Consider the following 20,681-nt stretch of genomic DNA (forward strand, 5'->3'; position numbering starts at 1 on the left):
TAATGCATTGTAAAATAAGAGATTTAGTGGTGCCCGGTGGCGGATTTGAACCACCGACACGCGGATTTTCAAGCCTAGACGCAGGGGATGGTCACCGCTCCCGCATGCTACCCCAGTGATACCCAAGACTATTACTGTCTTTGCGTCCTCGACGAGAAATTCCGCTAAGATGCGGAAAAAATTATGTAAAATGGTGCCCGGGGGCGGATTTGAACCACCGACACGCGGATTTTCAATCCGCTGCTCTACCCCTGAGCTACCCGGGCACGGGTGAGGGTCTGCCCCTCGGGTGCGGATCGTTTATGCCAAGGCGCGGGGGCTGTCCAGTGGGGTCGGGGCAAAAAATGCAGCCCGGCGCTCAGTGCTTCTTCGGGTCGGCGGGGGGCTCGGGCGCGTCGCTGGACAGGCCTTCCTCCTCGGCCGGGATGCGGTAGCTTTCGGTCATCCAGCGCCCCAGGTCGATATCGGCGCAGCGCTTCGAGCAGAACGGGCGGAAGGCGCGTTCGGTGGGCTTGTCACAGATCGGGCAGCGCATCTTTCAGAACCTTTGCGAGCGGGTGGCGGTCGCGCTTGCGTTGCATTTCCATATGGCCCAGCGGGGTCCAGCCGGCCAGAAGCATCTCGCCGGCATCCTCGCGCATGGCACGGTTGAGCACCTGCTCGAGCTGCGGGCGCTCGCGCTTGGAGAACGGTGCCGGATCGACGGTGATCTGCCCCGCGAGCCCGCGCAGCCGCAAGGCGCGCGGAAGCGCGCGCAGCGCCGCGACATTGGCCTTGAGGCCGGCGGCGGGCGACGTGTCGGCGCCGGTGTTCACGTCGATGGCCACCAGCGCGCGGGTGGGCTCCACGGTCATCCAGGCACCGCCGCCCAGCGGTATCTCGGGCGACAGGACGGCGCGCAGGGCGTCCCATATGCCGCCCCGCTCGAAGGCGCCGGGCGCGTCGTCCACCAGTTCGGGCGCGGGATCCGCCCAGTCGCGCCAGGCCGCCAGATGCGCGTCGGGCGCATCGAGCAGAAGTTCCGGCGCGCCGGTGGCATCGGCCAGCATCGCCTCGGCCAGCGCGCGCAACTCGGCGATTTCGCCTTCGATGTCGGCATTCTCAGCGGCCCCGGCGGCCGAGCGCAGGATCAGGCCGAAATCGGGGTCGGCGCCCGCCATCGCCGCCTGCCCCGCGGACTGGAGCCGGGCGCGCGCGCCCTCGTCCCGCACGGCGCGGGACACGTTGATGCCGGGGCTGCCGGGGGTCAGGATCGCGTTGCGGCCCTTGAAAAGCAGGCGTCGCGACACCGGGGGCGCCTTGGCGCTTTCCGACACCGCGCCGACCTGCACCAGCACGGCCGCGCCGGGGGAAAGGCCCTTCGTCTCGCGCAGGAAGCCGGTGAGCCCGTCGCCCAGATCGACCATTGCGCCGCCCATGCCCTTCATCGGCCGGCCCATCCGGGCGCGAAATATGGCGCCGGGCTGGGCCGGGCCCCAGGCGTCGGGCGGGTCGGCGAGGATATCCTCGATCTGGCCGTCCACCGTCAGCGCGGCAAGCCGGCGCCCGTCGGGCAATGTGTCGAGCCAGACCGCCCTGCCCTTCATGCGGACCTTCCCGGGGCGATGCCCACGGAATTCAGCAGCGCCAGCGTCTCGGTCAGGGGCAGGCCCACGACATTGCTGTAGCTGCCGCCGATCCAGGGGACGAAGGCGCCGGCGATGCCCTGGATGCCGTAGCCGCCCGCCTTGCCCTGCCATTCGCCGGACTCGAGGTAGAACGCGATCTCCTGGGCCGACAGGCGCTTGAGCTTGACGGCGGTGGCCACCACCCGCAGCCGGGTCGCGCCGCCTGCGCGAAGTGCCACGCCCGTGTGCACCATGTGGCGGCGCCCCGACAGCAGGGTGAGGAAGGCGCGCGCCTCCGTCTCATCGGCTGGCTTGCCAAGGATGCGGCGGCCGACCGACACGACGGTATCGGCGGCCAGCACGGCACTGTCCGGCAGATCGCCAAGCGCCGCCGCCTTTTCCCCGGCCAGCCGCGCGGCATAGGGCCGGGGCAGTTCGCGGGGGGCAGGCGTCTCGTCGATATCGGCGGGGCGGATCTCGTCTGGGATCACGCCGACCTGCGCAAGCAACTCGCGGCGGCGCGGGCTGGCCGAGGCAAGGATCAGGCGCATGATGCCGCCCCCTGCCGGGGCCGGTCGGAACCGGAACGGGGCAACACCAGGATTACTTGAAGCGGTAGTTGATCCGACCCTTGGTCAGATCGTAGGGGGTCATTTCGACCTGAACCCGGTCGCCCGCCAGCACGCGGATGCGGTTCTTGCGCATCTTGCCCGCGGTGTGGGCGATGATCTCATGGCCGTTTTCGAGCTCCACCCTGAATGTCGCATTCGGCAGTAGCTCGGTAACGACACCCGGGAATTCGAGAAGCTCTTCCTTTGCCATGCTCTCTCCGATGTCTGTTTCCGATGGCGGGAAACCGGATCGGTCCCTCGCGCGGCGGAAAATGGGCCTTTGCGGCGCGAAATTCAAGTGGAAACGCCCGGGTGCGCGCGGCCTCGGTGCCGCAGGGCGTGGCTCAGGCCGCGTTTCCGCTGGGGAAACGCTCGCGGATGCGGGTAAGGATCTGGTCGCGGGCCTGCCGATAGGCGGAAAGCTTCTGCTCGCGCGTCTCGCCCAGGCCGGTGGGATCCATGATCGGCCAGTATTCCACGTCGATCGCATTGGTGCGGGTGTATTCCTGCGCATGGCGCAGCGAGGCGGGCGAAAGCGCGACGATCAGATCGTATTGCCCGATCTGGTCGCCCCATTCCTCCATCTCCTCGAAGGATCGGGTGCGGTGCTGGGTCAGTTCCACCCCGATCTCGGAACAGACCGCGACCGAGAAGCCGTCCACCTCCTGCTCGTGGCGCACGCCCGCGGACTGGACATAGATCCGCTGTCCGTGAAGTTTCTTCATGATCCCCTCGGCCATCGGCGAGCGGACGGAATTGTAGTCGCAGCAGAACAGGACCGACGAGGGGTGTCCTTCCGCCATCCGCTAGCCCTTGAAGTGCAGCACGCAGATCAGGGTGAACAGGCGGCGGGCGGTGTCGTGGTCGGTGACGACCTTGCCCTCCAGCCGCTCGGCAAGGATGCGCGCGCCTTCGTTGTGGATGCCCCGCCGGCCCATGTCGATCGCCTCGATCTGGGCGGGCGGCAGGCGCTTGACGGCGTCGAAATAGGCCTCGCAGATCTGGAAATAGTCGCGCACCACCTGCCGGAAGGGCGAGAGCGAAAGGTGAAAGGCGGCAACCGGCGCGCCATCCTCGGCCGCCACGGCAAAGACCAGCCTGCGGTCCTGGATCGACAGGTCGAGCCGGAAGGGCCCGCGCGGTTCGGGCTGGCCGTCGCGGGCGGGGATGCGGAACTGGTTGTCCTCGAGCAGGTCGAAGATTGCGACGCGGCGTTCCTGCTCGATCTCGGGCGTGGGGGCCGGCAGCCCGCTGTCGTCAAGGCTGACATCGATCAGCCTGTCCGGCCCGCTCATGCTGCGCCCTCGTTCAGCCGGTCGAGCCGGGCGCGCACCGACAGGCCATGCGCCTCGAGGCTTTCGGATTTCGCCAGCGTCTCGGCGGCGGGGCCGATGGCGGCAAGGCTGGCGGGGCTCATGCGCGCAAGCGTGGTGCGCTTCATGAAGTCGAGCACCGAAAGCCCGGAGGAGAACCGCGCCGAGCGCGAGGTCGGCAGCACATGGTTCGGGCCGCCGACATAATCGCCGATGGCTTCCGGCGTCCAGGCCCCGATGAAGATGGCGCCCGCATGACGGATGCGCGCGGCCAACCCGTCGGCATCCGCGACGCACAGTTCAAGATGCTCGGGCGCGATCCGGTCCGACAGCGTCGCCGCCTCTTCCAGGTCGCGGGTCACGATCACGGCACCATGGTCGCGCCAGCTTGCCCCCGCGATGGCGCGCCGCTCCAGCGTCTCGAGCCGCTTTTCCACCGCTGCGGCCACGGCGCGGCCGAACCCGGCATCGTCGGTGATCAGGATGGACTGGGCGCTTTCGTCATGCTCGGCCTGGCTCAGCAGGTCCACCGCGATCCAGTCGGGATCGTTGTCGCGGTCCGCGATCACCAGGATTTCCGACGGGCCGGCGATCATGTCGATGCCCACCCGGCCAAAGACCTGGCGCTTGGCCTCGGCCACATAGGCGTTGCCGGGGCCGGTGATCTTGTCCACCTTCGCGATGGTTTCGGTGCCCAGCGCCAGCGCCGCCACGGCCTGCGCGCCGCCGATGCGGTAGATCGACTCGACCCCGGCCGTGCGCGCGGCATAAAGCACCAGCGGGTTCACCTGCCCGCCGGGGGTGGGGGCGCAGATCACCAGCCGCTCGACCCCTGCCACCTGGGCGGGGATGGCGTTCATCAGCACCGAGGAGGGATAGGAGGCAAGCCCGCCCGGCACATAGAGCCCCGCCGCCTCTACCGGGGTCCAGCGCCAGCCCAGCGTCGCGCCGCTGGGGTCGGTCCAGCTTTCATCATGGGGCACCTGCCGTTCGTGATAGGCGCGGATGCGCGCGGCGGCCAGATCGAGCGCGTCACGCTCTTGCGGCGGAACGGTGGCGATGGCGGCGTCGATCTCGGCCCGGGGGATCGCCAGCGTCTCGGGCGTGAGTTCCAGGCGGTCGAACCTGGCGGTCAGCTCGATCACGGCCCTGTCGCCGCGCCTTGCCACGTCGGCGATGATGCCCGCCACCACGGCGCCGACATCGGCCTCCTCGTCGCGCTTCGCGGTCAGGAAGGCCGCGAAGGCAGCGTCGAAATCGGCATCTGTGGTGGAAAGGAAAACCGGCATGTTCTGTCCTCGGACCCGTGTCGCAGGGCCGTGATATAACCTTGGCGCGGCCCGGCTCAACCGCGCAATCGCATCAGTCGTGGCGCGGGGCCTTGCGGCTGGGGGCAGCGTAGGGCCGCGTCACGTCGTGCAGCGTCACATCGAGGCATTCGACGGCGACGGCGATTTCCCCGTCGCCGGCCAGGATCAGGCGCAGCGTTCCGGTGCCATCCTCGCCGGGGGTGAAGTCCAGCGACAGGATCGACAGGACCAGGTCCTTCTCGCGCGGATCGACGCCGCTGGCCGACACCTTCAGCGCGCCGTCGATCACCAGCATCGCGCGCGCGCGCTCATAGGGGCGGCCCGCGCGCTCAGCCGCCTCGCGGTCCTCCCAGCGGAAGCGGTTGACAAGGGCTGCCAGCCGGCGGCGCTTCGCCATCCAGGATATGTCGGCGGCGGACAGGACCGCATCCTGCAGAAGCGCCGAGATCACCGTCAGATCCTGGGCGCTTTCGGCGCGCAGGCGGACCGGCCCTTCGCCGCCGTCCTCGAAACGCGCGTCGCCGCTCATCCATGCACCCTTTCGATCCGCGCCCCGCAGGCGCCCAGCTTGTCCTCTACCCTCTCATAGCCGCGATCGAGGTGGTAGACCCGCGCGACCCGTGTCTCGCCCTCGGCGGCAAGGCCTGCAAGGATCAGCGACACCGACGCGCGCAGGTCGGTCGCCATGACCGGGGCACCCCGCAGCTTGGAGACGCCCGTCACGGTCGCCGTGCCGCCATGCACGTCAATCTGCGCGCCCATGCGCAGCAGTTCCGGCGCGTGCATGAAGCGGTTCTCGAAGATCGTCTCCTCCAGCTTCGACACGCCGTCGGCCAGCGTCAGAAGCGCCATCATCTGCGCCTGGAGGTCGGTGGGAAATCCGGGGAAGGGCTGGGTCGTCACGTCCACCGGGCGCAGGCTGCCATTGGTGCGGCTTACCCGCAGGCCGCGGTCGGTGTCCGCGATCTCGATGCCGGTTTCCTGCAACTTGTCGGCGAAGGCCGCCACCAGCTCGCGGCTGCCGGGGCCCGAAAGAAGCTCGACGCTGCCGCCGGCGATGGCCGGGGCCAGCATGTAGGTGCCCAGTTCGATCCGGTCGGCAACCACGCGGTAGGTGGCGCCGTGCAGCGCCTCGCGCCCCTCGATGGTGATTTCCGACGTGCCCTCGCCCTCGATCCGGGCGCCCATCGCGCGCAGGCATCGCGCCAGGTCCACGATCTCGGGCTCGCGCGCGGCGTTCACCAGCACGGTGGTCCCCCTGGCCAGCGTCGCCGCCATCAGCGCGTTTTCCGTGGCGCCCACCGAGACGAGCGGGAACACGACCCGCGCGCCCCTCAGCCCGCCCGCCGGCGCCTCGGCATGGACATAGCCGTCGCGCAGCTCGATCGTGGCGCCCATCGCCTCGAGCGCGCGCAGGTGCAGATCGACGGGCCGCGCGCCGATCGCGCAGCCACCGGGCAGCGAGACGACCGCCCTGCCCTCGCGCGCCAGAATCGGACCCAGAACCAGGATCGAGGCGCGCATCTTGCGCACGATCTCGTAATGCGCAGTGTGGTTGGTGATCCGCTCGGCGCCGATGGCCAGCACGCGGGCATCCTGCAACGCCGCCACCTCGCAGCCCAGCGACTCGAGCAGCGCCGACATGGTGCGGATGTCCGACAGCCGCGGCGTGTTGGTCAGCGTCAGCGGGTCGGAACTCAGCAGCGCCGCCGGCATCAGCGCAAGGCAGGCGTTCTTCGCCCCCGAGATGGCGATTTCCCCCTCAAGCGGCCGGCCGCCGGTCACCACGATGCTGTCCATCTCTGCCCCCAGGGCCCGGGCGGGCCGCTATTCCTCGGTTTCCGGCTCGTCCGGCTGATCCGCCGCGCCCCGCCAGCGCCCCTGCGCCTTGCGACGCCTGAGATTCGCGCGCAAGGCCGCGGCCAGCCGCTCCGCCTTTTCGGCGGCCCGGCGCGCCTTTTCGCTGTCGGGTTCCGGCGTCTTTTCCATCCTGATCCCGGTTTAGGCGAGGCCCGCCCCAAGGTCCAGACCAAGCCGCGCGGGACCCCGCCCGGGATCGGCATTTTTGAGTTGCACTCGGTTCCAGATGCTCTAAAAGCCCGCACACGAAACGGGCCGACGCGCCCCATCGCTGCCGTAGCTCAGGGGTAGAGCACTCCCTTGGTAAGGGAGAGGTCGAGAGTTCAAATCTCTCCGGCAGCACCATCTCGCTTTTTTCACCCGAAATTCCCGCTAAGTATTTGAACGGAAACGATAATTCTGGTGTTCCATACACCCCGTTTTGCCCATACGTGAGAGGCTTCGAAAAGACCAATCTGAGCACCGTCTGACGCAGTGTGAAATCTCCTTTTTTGTACATATTCCAAGGGTTTGCTAGAAAGTTCAGGGCGAGTTCAATACAATCCTCCAGCCGTCCCTTCGGCGGCACGGTTGTTTCCACTCGTTCGGCAAGCACGATCTTCTGCCGCTCCAGCTTCTCGATACGGGCTTCAGGCCGTGGCTCTGTCAGGGGATCGACCCCATCCAGAGCCAGCAGAACGTATCGCCGTTCAATCACTCGCGGGAGACTTCGCTCTCCCTGCACCCATCGATCCTTTCAGGAGGATCAGGGACTATCGCGCCCCTTGAAACCCACTCGCACCGTCTGGCCGTTGCATCACCAATCAGGGAAGCGTTCCTGCTCCCCCGATACCCCCATGAGGACTTCATCCAGACCAAGGCAAGGGAGCTTTCGCGCTGCCCTTCCTTGGAACCATCCCATCGACCAAAGAGCCTTCGAGCCCCTTGGAACCCTGACCGGGAGGGCGACATCGCTCTCCCTACCTGAACCACCCATCGACTCGGGGACACTCCGCCCCGAGACCCTCGACCAACCTCGCGCTGGTTGGAAGGCGTTAACCAGAAGCAGGTATCCTCTGTGACTAGCCGCCTTAAGGATGCTGTTTACGGCTTCTACGCCACATGCAGGGTTGCCATTCAAGGCGGCTACCAGATATCGTTGGCATCACAGCCAGCCCAGAAGTTTCGCCGTCCCCCGAACGCGGCCTCCCATAGCATCGAGACCTATTCCCATGGCACCAAAACAAGCTCTCGCCTTCCTCAACCCCGACGGGAGCAGTGGCGGCACCGTCCATCGGCTTGAGCGCGATGCAAAGGCAGAGATCGCCTGCGAACACAATCTGAAGTTCATGCGTCGTCTGCCTGACGAGTCTATGAGCCTGATCGTGACCTCACCGCCCTATAACATTGGGAAGGCTTACGAAAAGCGAACCTCGCAGGAGAAGTATGTCGAGGATCAGGCAGCGTGTATCGCGGAAGCCGTGCGTCTGCTTGCGCCAAACGGTTCTATCTGCTGGCAGGTTGGCAACCACGTTGACTCAGGCGAGATATTCCCGCTAGACATCCTGCTCTACCCGCTCTTCAAGCACCACGGCCTGCAACTTCGCAATCGGATTGTCTGGACGTTCGGTCATGGGCTGCATTGCCAGAAGCGCTTTTCAGGTAGGCATGAAACGATTCTATGGTTCACCAAATCTGAGGACTACACGTTCAACTTAGATCCCGTCCGCATCCCCTCGAAATATCCGAATAAAAAGCACTTCAAAGGTCCGAACAAGGGCGAGCTTTCCAGCAATCCTCTTGGCAAGAACCCTTCCGATGTTTGGGATATTCCCAACGTCAAATCCAATCACGTTGAAAAAACCGACCATCCCTGCCAGTTCCCTATCGGCTTGGTGGAGAGATTGGTGCTGGCTTTGACGAACGAAGGCGAGAGCGTCCTCGATCCTTATCTCGGGGTTGGATCTTCAGCGATTGCAGCGTTGAAGCACGGAAGACATGCTTACGGCTGCGATCTCGATAGAGCCTATGTCGATATTGCATGGGATCGCATTCACCAGCTCCGTGCAGGTACGCTCCGCACCCGCCCGATGAACAAACCCGTCTATGACCCCAATGCTTAGTAGGATCCATGAAGCTCGCATATACCTACGAAGATCATCACAGCGCGGGTGCCGAATGGGATCGGTTTGAGCTTAAGGAATGGCTCACGGACGTTTTTGAAGCGCCCGCAGTCAAGATCGCGCCGCGATGCACGCCCGATATTCGAAAGCATGTCGAAACTGAGTTCCTGAAAGAAGGGTGGGCGCTGAACGTCAACCTTGACCAGGCGCACGGCCTGAGCGTCTTCGCCATGCAAGACGATCTCGCGTTCCAGCTTCAAACGGGCAACATGAGCCGTGCACCCTACGATCTCCTGAAGCTCCAATACCTATTTCAAAGTCAGAAGATCGAAGCCGCAGGCCTAGCCCTGCCAACAAGAGAAGCCGCAAAGACCATTGGCGACAATATCGCCAACGCCGAGCGCGTCATCAAAGAGCTTGAGCTATTTGACCGTGTAATCACCGTGCCCATCCTCGTGGTCGCGTTCGAGTAAGAAGGGGGACGCCAGTGACGTACAAAATCAATCTGACACCCCGAGCCGAACGCGAGGCTATGATCGCCAAGCGGCGAGAGTCTTCGGATGAATTCGGCGAAACCATATATGATTTTCGCAGCGACAAGTTCACGCCCAAGGTCATCTCCTTGCCGATAGATGTCCCCGTCTATCGGATGGAAAACTGTCGCACGTTCAGCGCGCAGCAAACCGAGATCGCCCGCGAAGGACTGGCCAAGGACTTCTTCGAGAAGGGTCAGGAGCTGACCACTGCTCAGCAGGCGCAGCACGAAATCCTGGCGCGGCTCGCTAAGCAGGGCACAGACTCTGTAACCCCGATAATCTCGGTTCTCGAAAAGGACGGTCAGCGCGAGACGATCCTCATCACCAGCACAGGTGTTGTCGTCAACGGCAACCGACGACTTGCTGCTATGCGCGAGCTTATGACGCGCAAGGATGGATCAGTCGATGATCGTTTCACCAACATCAAGTGCGCCGTTCTGCCGCCAGACGTTACGCGAGACGAAATCGATGACATCGAAGCCGATCTGCAGGCACGGCCACAGACGAAGCTCGATTATGACTGGATTGGCGATGCCAGGCTGATCCGCCGCCAAGTCGGCAAGAACCGATCCACCAAGGAGGTCGCCGACCGCCTTCGTCGTAGCAAGACCGACATCGAGAACGTGCTCCAGGCTCTCGATGAAGCCGACCTGTATCTTAGCGAGTGGGTCAAGAAGCCTGGCGAATACGATCTGCTTCAGGATGGACAGCAGATCTTTGGCGATCTCCCCAAGGCTATCGCCAAGAAGGACGCGAACCTTCAGAACGCCAGTCGCGCGATTGCATGGTCTCTCTACGAGAACCGAGACAGGATTAGCGGGCGGGTTTACCGCTTTAATGCGGCGTTCGGCAAACTGGCACCCCAAGTGCTGGAAATCATGGAAGATCAGCTTGAGCTGCCTGCCGATGACGATGAGGTTCAGATCGATGATGACGACTTCGCCATCGATATCGACAATGACGGCGATAGCAAAGACTACACGCCCATCATAGAGGTGCTGCGGGACGAAGATACTCGCGATGAGGCGATCACCACTCTGATCGAAGCCTGCGAGACCGCCATTGAGCTGGACAAAGGTCAGAAGAACGAAGAAGCCGCGCTCAAGGCGCTGGCGCAGGTCAACTCCAAGATCACGGGCATCGACATCAGTTCCGCGGGAACGCCGACTTTGCCAGCCATCCTCAAGCAGATTGGATCGATCCGCAAAGGTCTCGACAAGATCGAGGCCGCGATCCAAGCGCGCCAAGACGGTGTTGCTGCCGATGATGACGGGGAGGAGTAAGCCTGCGTGAGCGATACCCCGACAGCAGTAACCGTTCGATATAACCCAGATCACACAGGTACTTTCACAGTGCCTGACGACGCGCTGGAAACCCCCATCTGGTCGCGCCTGAAGCTGGCGATCCGCACGAAGAAGCTCGATCACACCGTTGTAGGCGGCGCGATCAACCTGTCTTGGCCAGATACGCTTGGCGTGGTGCGGGAGCTTGGCAGCAAGGCCAACCAGATAAGCCTCAATTTCCGCTTCAGACCCGAGGGCGAGGCGGAAGGCAAGTTGCGCGCCTTCGCTGCGCAGATACGCAAGACCCGCGAGCTGCGCAGCCAGATCACCGAAGTCCTCACCACGGATGAGATTGAAGCGCGGCTCAAAGACACGGGCTTCACCAAGCGGGAGCTCCGCGACTTCCAGCTCCGCGACCTTTCTCATCTTCTCGCACTCAGCAACGGCGCAAACTTTTCCGTTCCTGGCGCTGGAAAGACCACGGTGACATTCGCGCTGCATATGCTGACGCGGCAACCTGGACATCACTTCATAGTGGTCGCGCCGAAGGCGGCCTTCCAGGCGTGGATGGACATTGTTGACGAGTGCATGGTCGCAGATGCACCCAACGGCGGCTCTGAGCCTTTCACTCTCTTGGTCGGTTCCGAGGAAGAAACCCGAAAGGCGCTTCGGTCGGGGGCGACGCGGTTCATCATCTCCTATGACATGGTGATCCGTCAGCAGGGTTTGCTGGCTTCGCACTTTGCCACGACGCCGACCCACCTTGTGCTTGATGAAGCCCACCGCATGAAGGCGGGCTGGCAGTCTCAGCGCGGCGCGTTCTTTCTTCGAACGGCAGATGACCCCATACGGCGCGATATCCTTACGGGAACGCCAATGCCGCAGGCGGCGTCAGATATGGAGTCGCAACTCGATTTTCTATGGCCTGGACACGGTTACGGCCTCGAAATCTCGCACGGGAAATCTCCGCGTGAGGTTCTCGGTAATCTCTATGTCCGCACGACCAAGACCGAGTTAGGCCTTCCGCCTGCTGAGCGCCACTTCATCGATGTCAGCATGGATTCGGGGCAACTCGCTCTCTACTCCGTTGTGCGCAATGAATTCCTTCGCAACTATTCGAAGCAGATATCGCGCGGCATGGGTGACGCGCAGTTCCTGAAAGCACGGCGATCGGTCATGCGCCTGCTTCAGCTCTCCGTCAATCCAACCCTTGCGCTCAGCGCTATGGCCAATGATGACGTTAAGGTGGACTCCGCCATTGTCGATCAGGTGCTCGACGAAGGCCACTCCGCGAAGATGCGGGCTGTCATGGATCATGCCTATGCACTGGCGAGGGACGGCAAGAAGTGTGTGATCTGGACGATCTTCACCGACACGATCCACAGCTTCGTCTCGGCGCTTGCCGACCTGAATCCCGTCTACGTCCACGGCGGAGTTCCGTCAGGCCTGCCCAATGATCCTGAAACCAGAGAGGGACGGATTCGGCGCTTCCACGAAGACCCAGGATGCTTTGTCCTCGTGGCAAATCCTGCCGCAGCGGGTGAGGGCATAAGCCTCCACACCGTCTGCCACAATGCGATCTACGCCGACCGCAGCTACGTCTCGACCCATTACCTTCAGTCCATCGACCGCATTCACCGCCTCGGTCTGGCACCCGACGAAGAAACCCACATTCACATCTATCGTTCCAAGGCTCCGCCCGTCATCGGCAGCATCGACATGTCGGTCAGTCGCCGCCTTGTTGAGAAGATCCGCAACATGCAGCAGCTCCTGGACGATCCTGATCTCCACGAGATCGCCTTTGACGAAGAAGAGGCCGCCGATCCGCTCGACTATGATGTCGAGCTCAAAGACATCATCGATCTCATCGCAGAGATGGAGGGCACAGCACCGGACGTTCCGCCGGAGGTCGAATGACCGGCGCGATCTCTACCGAACGTGTCTTCTCGCTGCCGTGCTTTGAAGGACTTCGCCTGTTCCGCAAGTATCGGACAAGTCATCCAGACCTGCCCCTCTCCGATCTGCTTACGCTGATCGAAAGCGTCGAAGCGGACGCTCACAGCCTGGATATGGAGGCATCGGTCTATTTGTCCGAGCTGGTCGAAAAGGACTGCCCACTTGACGGACACGTCTTTTATCAGACCTGCATCAAGGGTGTCTTGCTCAAGCACCAGCCGATCTGGGCAAAACTCATGCGGCAGGGTCGTCAGAGGTTTGTGAAGAAGCTCGACCGCAACGATCAAGACATCTTCGCCGCCGCTGGCCTGATGGAGAACCCGACCCCGCTCCATGTCGTGACATGGTGGGATTCGGTCTCAGGCTATGCGCGCCTGGTCACAGATCACGAAAAGATGGAGCAGGGTCGCGCGGCTGAATTACTGACACTCGAATATGAACGTGAACGGCTCAAGGCACTCGGGATAGACATCGAACCCGATTGGCCTGGCTTCGATGACAACTTCGCAGGCTATGACGTGCTGTCTTACGATCATGGCCCGCACGGCGTCCGGAACAAGCTGATCGAGGTGAAATCTACTACAGCCTCACCGCTGCGCTTCATCGTGACCCGCAATGAATGGGACAAAGCCGAAAGGGCGGGCGATGCCTATCATTTCCACATCTGGGATATGAACCAGACGCCGCCTGTTCTCATCGAACGGACCGTAGCCGAGGTCGCACCGCACATACCTACGGACGGCGGCAAAGGCAAGTGGACAAACGCGCAAGTACCTGTTCTAACACATTAATGAAGCGCAAGACGGCCCGTCTTCTACTACATGGGGCGGCCACTTAGCGCCAAGGGACCAAACGATCTGTGAACAGTCTTTGCTAGTATCCACGTGCCTGTTGCGATGTGTCCATTCGAGACCAGAGATCTATGGGCGCCTATGGCCCTCAAGGAGCTTCTACCTTACACTAACCCACTAAATCCTGACTGGGGAACTAAATGGCGAAGAAGCAAGCAAGACAAAGCGAAAAGAAGAGTGGTGGGTTGGAGGAGGCGCTTTCTATAGAAGCTCTTCCCATCACGCAAGGAGCGCATACGTTCTACGTCTTTGTTCTTGATGCGAAAACGCTATGGTCATTCGTTTCGATCAGTCGTCGACATGACGAAAAGGACGAAGGCTATCAAAGGGTCCTTTCAAATTCACGAGTAGATTCCGCCGTCAAGTTCATCGAATCTGGAGAACCCATCCCAAACAGCATACTGTTGGCGCTCGAAGGTGCTACCTACAACACAGAAACCAAGAAATTGGTCATCCCACCAGGTGAAGACGTGGGTTGGGTAATCGATGGTCAGCATAGGCTTGCAGCAGCTCATATGGCAGCAGAACAGGGCAAGGACATCGAGCTCTGTGTTGTTGCCTTTGTCGATGTAGATATCCAGTTTCAAATATCTCAGTTCATAACCATCAATCGTGAAGCAAAGGGCGTGCCCACGTCTCTACTTTATGATCTGTTAAAGCACCTTCCAGGAGAACGAAAGCCTGCTGAAATTGCCAACGAAAGAGCGGCAGAAATTGCGAATGTTCTTCGCAAGAGAGAGAATTCCCCATTTCGGGATAGGATTGTTGTTACATCGTCCCCTCGGCGCGGCTCACAGCTCTCGATTACAAATTTCGTGCGAAAATTAGCGCCATTAGTTCACCCTGAGCGCGGATCCCTGCGGGTTTGGACGCTGCAAGAACAAGTTGGCATAATTGATAACTATTATTCCGGACTCAAGGATGCATTTCCTGACCAATGGGCGCTCTCAGAGAATGTCTTTTTTCAGACTATTGGCTTTGGCGCGATGATGAACATTTTTGAAGAAGTGTTCGCATCTGTCTTTGCTTCCAAGGGAAGATTTCGGCGCTCTGATGTTGCGGAGGAATTTGCCAAGATCGCAAGCTTCGACTTTAAACAGTGGTCGTCTTATGGCTCTGGAAACAAAGCCGAAATGGAGGCCGCCCAAGACCTTCGCTTAGACCTGAGTCGTGCGAAAGCTGGGGATCAGAGCTCGCCCAGCATCGATCTTGGTTAATGGTCTCGTAAATGAAGACGTGGGATTCTGCTTGGTCAAAGATTCGAAAGCGACGCATGGATGTTTGGCGAGAATTACGCCTAGACCTTCCGTTTGAATACGATCACTTGGATCCTGACGCATATTTTTCGAGCTTCCTAGTGGAAAATCCTCCGGACGATCCTGATATTGTCCTGGAACGTGTTGATCGAGATCGACTTTGGGCCAGCGAGATTGTTATAACAAGCCAAAAGTACTTTCATGTGCTTCGCCTTACTTCGCAACGCGCAGCCGATGGGCATATTACGTGGGCCGCGACGGATGCGCATCATGCTGTATTACTTGGCGTGAGATGCTTTCTTTCCACCTTGGGTGTTTGCATCTGTCAGGGGAAACACAGAGCTCATCTGGTTGATTTGCGCCCAGAGAGGGGTAGTCCTCAAGATGAAAAAGCTTTCAAAAAGGCGTATCGAAATGCACCAAACCCAGTTCGTGTTTTGACGCCTGACACTCACGAGATGGGTCAAAAGCAGATATTTGATCTCTTTACTCGACTTCTTAGGACGGTAATTCCAAGTGACGAGTGCGCGAAGCTGATCCAGGACATTACGGCGCTCAAGCTGGGTGCGCACAAGAGCGAAAGAAACAGACTTCTCTACCATAGTCACTATTGGCACTGGCCCGAGGATATAAATTGGCCAGCAATTGATTTGGGTATCCGAGATGATAGAGGTCTAGGCGCGGAAGGTCTGACCAAAGATTTTTTTGTGCTATCGCTCGTCGCGAAACTCGTGGAAAACAATGTGCGGCCTGTGAGCGAGTATCTTCAGATTAAAGATACATTCTTCGAGCCCCTATATCATGATCAACGCTGCACGCCTGACGTTCTTTCGTGCATACCTGTTGGGTGAAATTTTGCGTTTCTTCACAGTGATAAATTGAGTGCGCGAGTAGGTCGTAGTAGGTGAAATCCAAGAGACCAAGGCGCACCGCTTCGCGGACGGGCTATCGTGCATCGAGCCTGTAGTCTCGACCAAAGGCTTCCATCCCTTGCGCTGATCTGATGCCAGCCCTGGCGGGCTGACTTTCCCTTCTTTGTTTGGGGTCTGCGACCCCCTTCGCCGTCAAGACCAAGCCCTTCGGGCGCAGTCAGCGGTCTCCCCGTCTTTCCGTGCTTCGCGTGTGCAGGACGGGTGATCCCCCACCGCTGTCTGCGGTCGGTGACGGTCTCCCCCCTCTCTTCGCCAGAGGGGCAGTTCGGTTGCATGCGCAACCAAACAAAGGAGAAAAGGAAATGAAACAAGACGTTTACCAGAAAGTCACAGACAAGATCATCGCCGATCTGGAGCAGGGCGAACTCACATGGCTGAAGCCGTGGAGCGCTGGCAACATGGACGGGCGAGTCCTCAAACCCCTGCGCCATAACGGCCTCGCCTATAGCGGCATCAATGTCCTGATGCTGTGGGGCGCGGCGATGGAAGCAGGCTATTGCTCCCCGTACTGGATGACCTACCGGCAAGCCCAAGAGCTGGGCGCACACGTCAGGAAGGGCGAGCGAGGCAACTCTGTCGTTTACGCCAACACCATCACCAAGCCCGTGTTTGCCGCCCTAGCGAGCTGGTTCAGATTGGCAGACAGGCGCGACTGGCCGAGCGCGCCCATGACGCAGCCAAGGGCTTCTTTATCTTGCACGGGGCTATTGCCGCGCCGCTTGCGCGGCGCAGCATCATCGCCGAACAGCCGCTCGCGGATATACGCCGCAAGCGCTTGATCGCCCCGTTCGGCATCCAGCCGCGCCCGTTCCTCATAGGTCAGGCGCAACGAGAAGGGCGGCGGATACTTAGGCTTCTCCGCCTCATCCTTGGCTATCTTATTGAAATTTCGGTCTAAGATACTCATGCTCGCACCTCAGACTCGAAGAGTCTAAACGTGCGAGATGGCGTTCCCACTCCTCAAGTGCGGTAATGAGGGATTTCAAGTTCTCTCCCTCCAGGCGCACCATTCCCCGGTCACATCGCGAGTTCGCAGCGGTCCCCTGCACGGACCGGCCACGCGGGTCGATTGCCCGGTTTCCGCCCCGGGCAAGCGGCGGATCACTCCACCCAGCGCCAGGGGCGGTTCAGGCTGGCCAGCGCTTCGTCCACGTCGGCGTCGCTTGCCTCTCCCTCGCGGCTGAGGGCGGCGACAAGGCCGAGCTTGCGGTCCTCGACCACCGCCGCCACCGAGACAGGCAGCCCCGCCCGCCTGAGCGTGTCGCCATAGACCCGCGCGATGGCCTGCTTGCGCAGCTCGGGCTTGTGCACCTTGCCCACCGCGGTCTTGGGCAGTTCGGCCACGATCTCGACCTGGCGGGGCTGGGCGGCGCGTTCGCCGATATTGTCGCGGGCATGGGCCAGCAGGTCCTTGTCGGTGACGGCCGCGCCCTCGTGCAGCTCGACATAGGCCACGGGCACCTCGCCAGAGCTTGCGTCGGGCTGGCCCACCGCGCCCACGAAACGCACGTCCGGGTGCGCCATCAGCGCGTTCTCGATCACCGCCGGGTCGATGTTGTGGCCACCGCGGATGATGATGTCCTTGGCGCGGCCCGTGATCCAGATGTAGCCGTCGGCGTCGATCCGGCCCAGATCGCCGGTCCGCAGATGCGTTCCGCCGGCGAACAGGCCGCGGTTGCGGTCAGGGTCGGTATAGGCCGCCCCCGCCTCGACCCCCGGACCCGCCACGCAGATCTCTCCGGCCTCGTCCACGGCGCAGTCGCGCAGGATGGTGCCGTCCTCGTCGCAGATGCAGATGCGGATGTCGGTATGCGGGAAGGGAAAGCCCACAGAGCCGATGCGCCGCTCGCCATGCGGCGGGTTGATGGCGACAAGGCAGGTCGCCTCGGTCAGGCCGTAGCCCTCGCAGATGCGCAGGTCCACCGCCGCCTCGAAGCGGCGGAAAAGCTCGGGCGGCAGCGCGGCCGAGCCGCAGATCGCGAATCGCAGGGTGGAGATGTCGGCATCCACGGGGCGGTTCATCAGGGCCGCCGCCGCCGTCGGCACCATCACCATGAAGGTGACGCGGTACCGCTCGACGAGTTTCCAGAAGTTCTTGAGCACTCCCGCGCCGCGGAATCCCTGCGGCGTGGGCAGCACGAAATGCGCCCCCGACATCAGGCAGCTCATCAGCACCGGATAGGCGGCCAGCACATGGAACATCGGCAGCGGGCATATGAGCACGTCGCGCTCGTTGAACATGTAGGTGGCGCCGCACCAGCCGTTGTAGAGAATGCCCGAGGCGCGGTGCTGCACGATCTTGGGCTCTCCGGTGGTGCCGCCGGTGTGGAAATAGGCGCAGACCCGGTCATCCAGCGGTTCGGCAAAGGCCAGCTCCGACGCCCGCTCGCCGCGCAGCGAGGCGCGGAACTCGACCACGTTCGCCTTGTGCGTGCGGCGATGGCGCGGCCGGATGAAGGGCACGATCCAGGATTCCGGGAAGCCCAGGTGCCGCGCGAGGTCGATCTCCAGCACCACCTCGACATTGGGGGCATGGGCGATGGCGCGGCCGACCTTTTCGTTCAGGTCGGTCTTGGGAAAGGGCGCGAGCGTGACAACCGCCCTGGCGCCCGTCTCGTGCAGGATGCCTGCGATCTGCCGCTCGTCCAGAAGCGGGTTGATCGGGTTGACGATGCCGGCGGTGGCCCCCGCCAGCAGCGTCACCACCGCGTCGGTGCAGTTCGGCAGCACATAGGCGATCACGTCCGTATCGCCGATGCCCAGGCGGCGGAACAGGTTGGCCGCCCGCGTCACCTGCTCGCGCAGTTCCCGCCAGGTCAGCGTCTCGGCCTTGTCCCTGGGGCCGGATTTCAGCTGGAAGCTCAGCGCGGGCCGGTCGGGAAAGCGATCGGCCGTCTGCGACAGCATCTCGTAGAGGGATCGGGCGGTCCAGCATTCGGCCAGCGGCTGGCTGGTCTCTATCGCGCGCACGTCGGCGCGGGTCGCAACCTCGATCACCCTTGTTCCCCTCCCTCAGCGGTCTTGTGCCGGGCATCTGGCCCTGGGGAGAGGATGGTCAAGACCGGCGCCGGGCGCAAGGCTCAGGCGGCGGCGCCTTCGGTGAATTGCAGCCGCGCCAGCTGCGCGTAAAGCCCGCCCTGTGCGACCAGCGCATCGTGCGTGCCCTCGGCCACGATGCGCCCGCCTTCCATCACGATGATGCGGTCGGCCTTCTTCACGGTGGCCAGCCTGTGCGCGATGATGAGCGTGGTGCGCCCGCGCGCCAGCCCCTCGACCGCCTCCTGGACCAGCCGCTCGCTTTGCGCATCGAGCGCCGAAGTCGCCTCGTCCAGCAGCAGCACGGGCGCGTCGCGCAGGATGGCGCGGGCGATGGCGATGCGCTGCTTCTGGCCGCCCGACAGCATCACGCCCCGCTCGCCCACATAGGTGTCGTAGCCATCGGGCAGCGCGGCAAGGAAGTCGTGCGCGGCGGCGGCGCGGGCGGCCTGTTCCACCTGGGCGTCGGTGGCGTCGGGCCTGCCGAAGCGGATGTTCTCGCGCGCGGTGGTGGCGAAGATCACCGGTTCCTGCGGGACCAGCGCGAAATGGCGGCGCAGCTCTTCGCGCGGCAGGTCGCGGATCGGCACGCCGTCCAGCGTGATCCGCCCGGTATCGGGGTCGAAGAAGCGCATCAGCAGCTGGAACACGGTCGTCTTGCCCGCCCCGGAAGGGCCGACCAGCGCAACCGTCTCGCCGGGCCGGACATGAAGCGCGAAATCACCGAGCGCGGGCACCTCGGGCCGGGCGGGGTAGTTGAAACCCACGGCATCGAAGCGCACTTCGCCCCGCACCGGGCGCGGCAGGGTGGCGGGACGGGCCGGATCCTCGATCCCGTCGCGCAGGTGCAGCAACTCGACCAGCCGCTCGGTCGCGCCGGCTGCGCGCTGCAACTCGCCCCAGATCTCGGACAGGCCCGCGACGGCGCCGGCGACCATGACGGAATAGATCACGAACTGCACCAGCTCGCCCGGGGTCATGCCGCCCGCGCGCACGTCGCGCGCCCCGATCCAGAGCACGCCCACCACCCCGGTGAACATCAGGAAGATGACCAGCGCCGTCATCACCGACCGGGTGCCGATGCGCCTGCGGGCGGCATCGAAGGCGGCTTCGGTCAGCGCGTCGAAGCGGGCGCGGCTGACGCCCTCGTGGGTGTAGGCCTGCACGGTCTGCGCGGCGAGCAGCGTCTCGGAGGCGTGGCCCGAGCTTTCGGCGATGCGGTCCTGGCTCTCGCGGCTGAGCTTGCGCAGGCGGCGGCCGAGGAAGATCACCGGCAGCACCACCAGCGGCACCAGCATCAGGACCAGCCCCGCCAGCTTGGGCGAGGTGATGAACATGAACACCAGCCCCCCCATGAAGGTAAGCGAGGTGCGCAGCGCGATCGAGATGGACGACCCCACCACCGACTGCACCAGCGTCGTGTCGGTGGTCATGCGGCTGAGAACCTCGCCGGTCAGGACCCGCTCGAAGAAGGCGGGGCTCATGCCGATGACGCGGCGATAGACGGCAAGGCGGATGTCGGCCACCACCCGCTCGCCCAGCCGGGTGACAAGGTAGAAGCGCAGCGCCGAGCCGATGGCCAGAAGCGTCGCGATGCCGACGGCGGCGGCGAAATAGGCGTCCATCAGCGCCACGTCGCCCGAGGAGAATTCGTCCACCACGCGGCGCACCGCAAGCGGCAGGATCAGCGACAGGAAGGCGGTCACGATCAGCGCGAAAAGCGAGGCCGCGATCAGCGCCTTGTAGGGCAGCAGGAACGGCATCAGCCCGCCCAGCGCGCCCAGGCGGCGCGATGTCGGCCGATCCTCCAGCAGCCCTCTTGCCATTGCAGACCCTTTCCCTTGTCCGATCGTCCCTTTCCTATGCGGCAGGCCCGGGACTGACAAGCCATGCGGATTCGCCCCCACCAGGCCGCGATCGCCGCGCCGCAAGGGCCGGCACTGGCCGGAAACCGGCGAAACTGCCTTGTTTTCGCGCAGTTGAGAAATCGCTGGACAGCGGCGCAACCAATCCCGTATTGGTCAAACC

Annotated in this window: 20 protein-coding genes and 2 tRNA genes; 9 read left to right on the top strand and 13 right to left on the bottom strand. The window is 62.8% G+C overall.

Annotation, left to right across the window (positions count from 1 at the left end; genetic code table 11):
* Positions 1-191: 191 nt before the first annotated feature.
* From HMH01_RS11505 to HMH01_RS11555, 11 genes are all read right to left on the bottom strand, one after another.
* A tRNA-Phe gene (locus HMH01_RS11505) sits at positions 192-266 on the bottom strand.
* A gap of 92 nt (positions 267-358) precedes the next feature.
* The gene (locus HMH01_RS11510) at positions 359-535 is read right to left on the bottom strand and encodes a DNA gyrase inhibitor YacG (RefSeq protein ID WP_171325682.1); all 177 of its coding nucleotides are present in this window, start codon (positions 533-535) and stop codon (positions 359-361) included.
* A complete protein-coding gene (locus HMH01_RS11515; RefSeq protein ID WP_171325684.1) occupies positions 516-1,586 on the bottom strand; it encodes a ribonuclease E/G in 1,071 nt (356 codons plus the stop codon). The genes HMH01_RS11510 and HMH01_RS11515 overlap by 20 nt, the downstream gene beginning before the upstream one ends.
* Positions 1,583-2,158, bottom strand: a complete 576-nt coding sequence (locus tag HMH01_RS11520) for a Maf family protein (RefSeq protein ID WP_171325686.1) — start codon at positions 2,156-2,158, stop codon at positions 1,583-1,585. The genes HMH01_RS11515 and HMH01_RS11520 overlap by 4 nt, the downstream gene beginning before the upstream one ends.
* A gap of 52 nt (positions 2,159-2,210) precedes the next feature.
* Positions 2,211-2,429, bottom strand: coding sequence for a translation initiation factor IF-1 (infA, locus tag HMH01_RS11525; protein ID WP_171325688.1), 219 nt, complete (start codon positions 2,427-2,429; stop codon positions 2,211-2,213).
* A gap of 133 nt (positions 2,430-2,562) precedes the next feature.
* Positions 2,563-3,021: an arsenate-mycothiol transferase ArsC gene (locus HMH01_RS11530; RefSeq protein ID WP_171325690.1), complete on the bottom strand. Its 459-nt coding sequence runs from the start codon at positions 3,019-3,021 to the stop codon at positions 2,563-2,565.
* 3 nt (positions 3,022-3,024) lie between these two features.
* Positions 3,025-3,513 carry a UPF0262 family protein gene (locus HMH01_RS11535; protein ID WP_171325692.1) on the bottom strand — a complete coding sequence of 163 codons (489 nt, stop codon included), beginning with the start codon at positions 3,511-3,513 and terminating at the stop codon, positions 3,025-3,027.
* On the bottom strand, positions 3,510-4,820 hold the full coding sequence (gene hisD / locus HMH01_RS11540; RefSeq protein ID WP_171325694.1) for a histidinol dehydrogenase: 1,311 nt from the start codon (positions 4,818-4,820) through the stop codon (positions 3,510-3,512). Before hisD ends, HMH01_RS11535 begins: the two co-directional genes overlap by 4 nt.
* 73 nt (positions 4,821-4,893) lie before the next feature.
* Positions 4,894-5,370 (bottom strand): DUF2948 family protein, encoded by a 477-nt coding sequence (locus HMH01_RS11545; protein ID WP_171325696.1) that lies wholly within the window; start codon positions 5,368-5,370, stop codon positions 4,894-4,896.
* A complete protein-coding gene (gene murA, locus HMH01_RS11550) occupies positions 5,367-6,641 on the bottom strand; it encodes a UDP-N-acetylglucosamine 1-carboxyvinyltransferase (RefSeq protein ID WP_171325698.1) in 1,275 nt (424 codons plus the stop codon). Before murA ends, HMH01_RS11545 begins: the two co-directional genes overlap by 4 nt.
* A 27-nt stretch (positions 6,642-6,668) precedes the next feature.
* Positions 6,669-6,830 carry a hypothetical protein gene (locus HMH01_RS11555; protein ID WP_171325700.1) on the bottom strand — a complete coding sequence of 54 codons (162 nt, stop codon included), beginning with the start codon at positions 6,828-6,830 and terminating at the stop codon, positions 6,669-6,671.
* 141 nt (positions 6,831-6,971) lie between these two features.
* Between HMH01_RS11555 and HMH01_RS11560 the strand changes: the two genes are divergently transcribed.
* From HMH01_RS11560 to HMH01_RS17840, 9 genes are all read left to right on the top strand, one after another.
* A tRNA-Thr gene (locus HMH01_RS11560) sits at positions 6,972-7,046 on the top strand.
* A gap of 866 nt (positions 7,047-7,912) precedes the next feature.
* Positions 7,913-8,803 carry a DNA-methyltransferase gene (locus HMH01_RS11565; RefSeq protein WP_171325702.1) on the top strand — a complete coding sequence of 297 codons (891 nt, stop codon included), beginning with the start codon at positions 7,913-7,915 and terminating at the stop codon, positions 8,801-8,803.
* Positions 8,804-8,811: 8 nt separating this feature from the next.
* On the top strand, positions 8,812-9,276 hold the full coding sequence (locus tag HMH01_RS11570; RefSeq protein ID WP_171325704.1) for a BglII/BstYI family type II restriction endonuclease: 465 nt from the start codon (positions 8,812-8,814) through the stop codon (positions 9,274-9,276).
* A 14-nt stretch (positions 9,277-9,290) separates the two neighbouring features.
* A complete protein-coding gene (locus HMH01_RS11575; RefSeq protein WP_171325706.1) occupies positions 9,291-10,622 on the top strand; it encodes a hypothetical protein in 1,332 nt (443 codons plus the stop codon).
* A 6-nt stretch (positions 10,623-10,628) separates the two neighbouring features.
* Complete coding sequence (locus HMH01_RS11580; RefSeq protein WP_171325708.1) at positions 10,629-12,539, top strand: SNF2-related protein; 1,911 nt, start codon at positions 10,629-10,631, stop codon at positions 12,537-12,539.
* Positions 12,536-13,369: a protein NO VEIN domain-containing protein gene (locus HMH01_RS11585; protein ID WP_171325710.1), complete on the top strand. Its 834-nt coding sequence runs from the start codon at positions 12,536-12,538 to the stop codon at positions 13,367-13,369. Before HMH01_RS11580 ends, HMH01_RS11585 begins: the two co-directional genes overlap by 4 nt.
* A gap of 200 nt (positions 13,370-13,569) precedes the next feature.
* Complete coding sequence (locus HMH01_RS11590) at positions 13,570-14,646, top strand: DGQHR domain-containing protein (protein WP_171325712.1); 1,077 nt, start codon at positions 13,570-13,572, stop codon at positions 14,644-14,646.
* Positions 14,647-14,657: 11 nt separating this feature from the next.
* Positions 14,658-15,536 (top strand): hypothetical protein, encoded by an 879-nt coding sequence (locus HMH01_RS11595; RefSeq protein WP_171325714.1) that lies wholly within the window; start codon positions 14,658-14,660, stop codon positions 15,534-15,536.
* A 383-nt stretch (positions 15,537-15,919) separates the two neighbouring features.
* Positions 15,920-16,396 (top strand): ArdC-like ssDNA-binding domain-containing protein, encoded by a 477-nt coding sequence (locus tag HMH01_RS17840; protein ID WP_246237397.1) that lies wholly within the window; start codon positions 15,920-15,922, stop codon positions 16,394-16,396.
* A gap of 322 nt (positions 16,397-16,718) precedes the next feature.
* Here the strand turns inward: HMH01_RS17840 and HMH01_RS11605 are convergent, their stop codons facing one another.
* Positions 16,719-18,611 (bottom strand): acyl-CoA synthetase, encoded by a 1,893-nt coding sequence (locus HMH01_RS11605; protein ID WP_425483618.1) that lies wholly within the window; start codon positions 18,609-18,611, stop codon positions 16,719-16,721.
* A gap of 86 nt (positions 18,612-18,697) precedes the next feature.
* Positions 18,698-20,479, bottom strand: coding sequence for an ABC transporter transmembrane domain-containing protein (locus HMH01_RS11610; protein ID WP_171325718.1), 1,782 nt, complete (start codon positions 20,477-20,479; stop codon positions 18,698-18,700).
* Positions 20,480-20,681 lie beyond the last annotated feature (202 nt).

Origin of the sequence: Halovulum dunhuangense, from assembly GCF_013093415.1 — a bacterium.
GTDB classification, from domain to species: domain Bacteria; phylum Pseudomonadota; class Alphaproteobacteria; order Rhodobacterales; family Rhodobacteraceae; genus Halovulum; species Halovulum dunhuangense.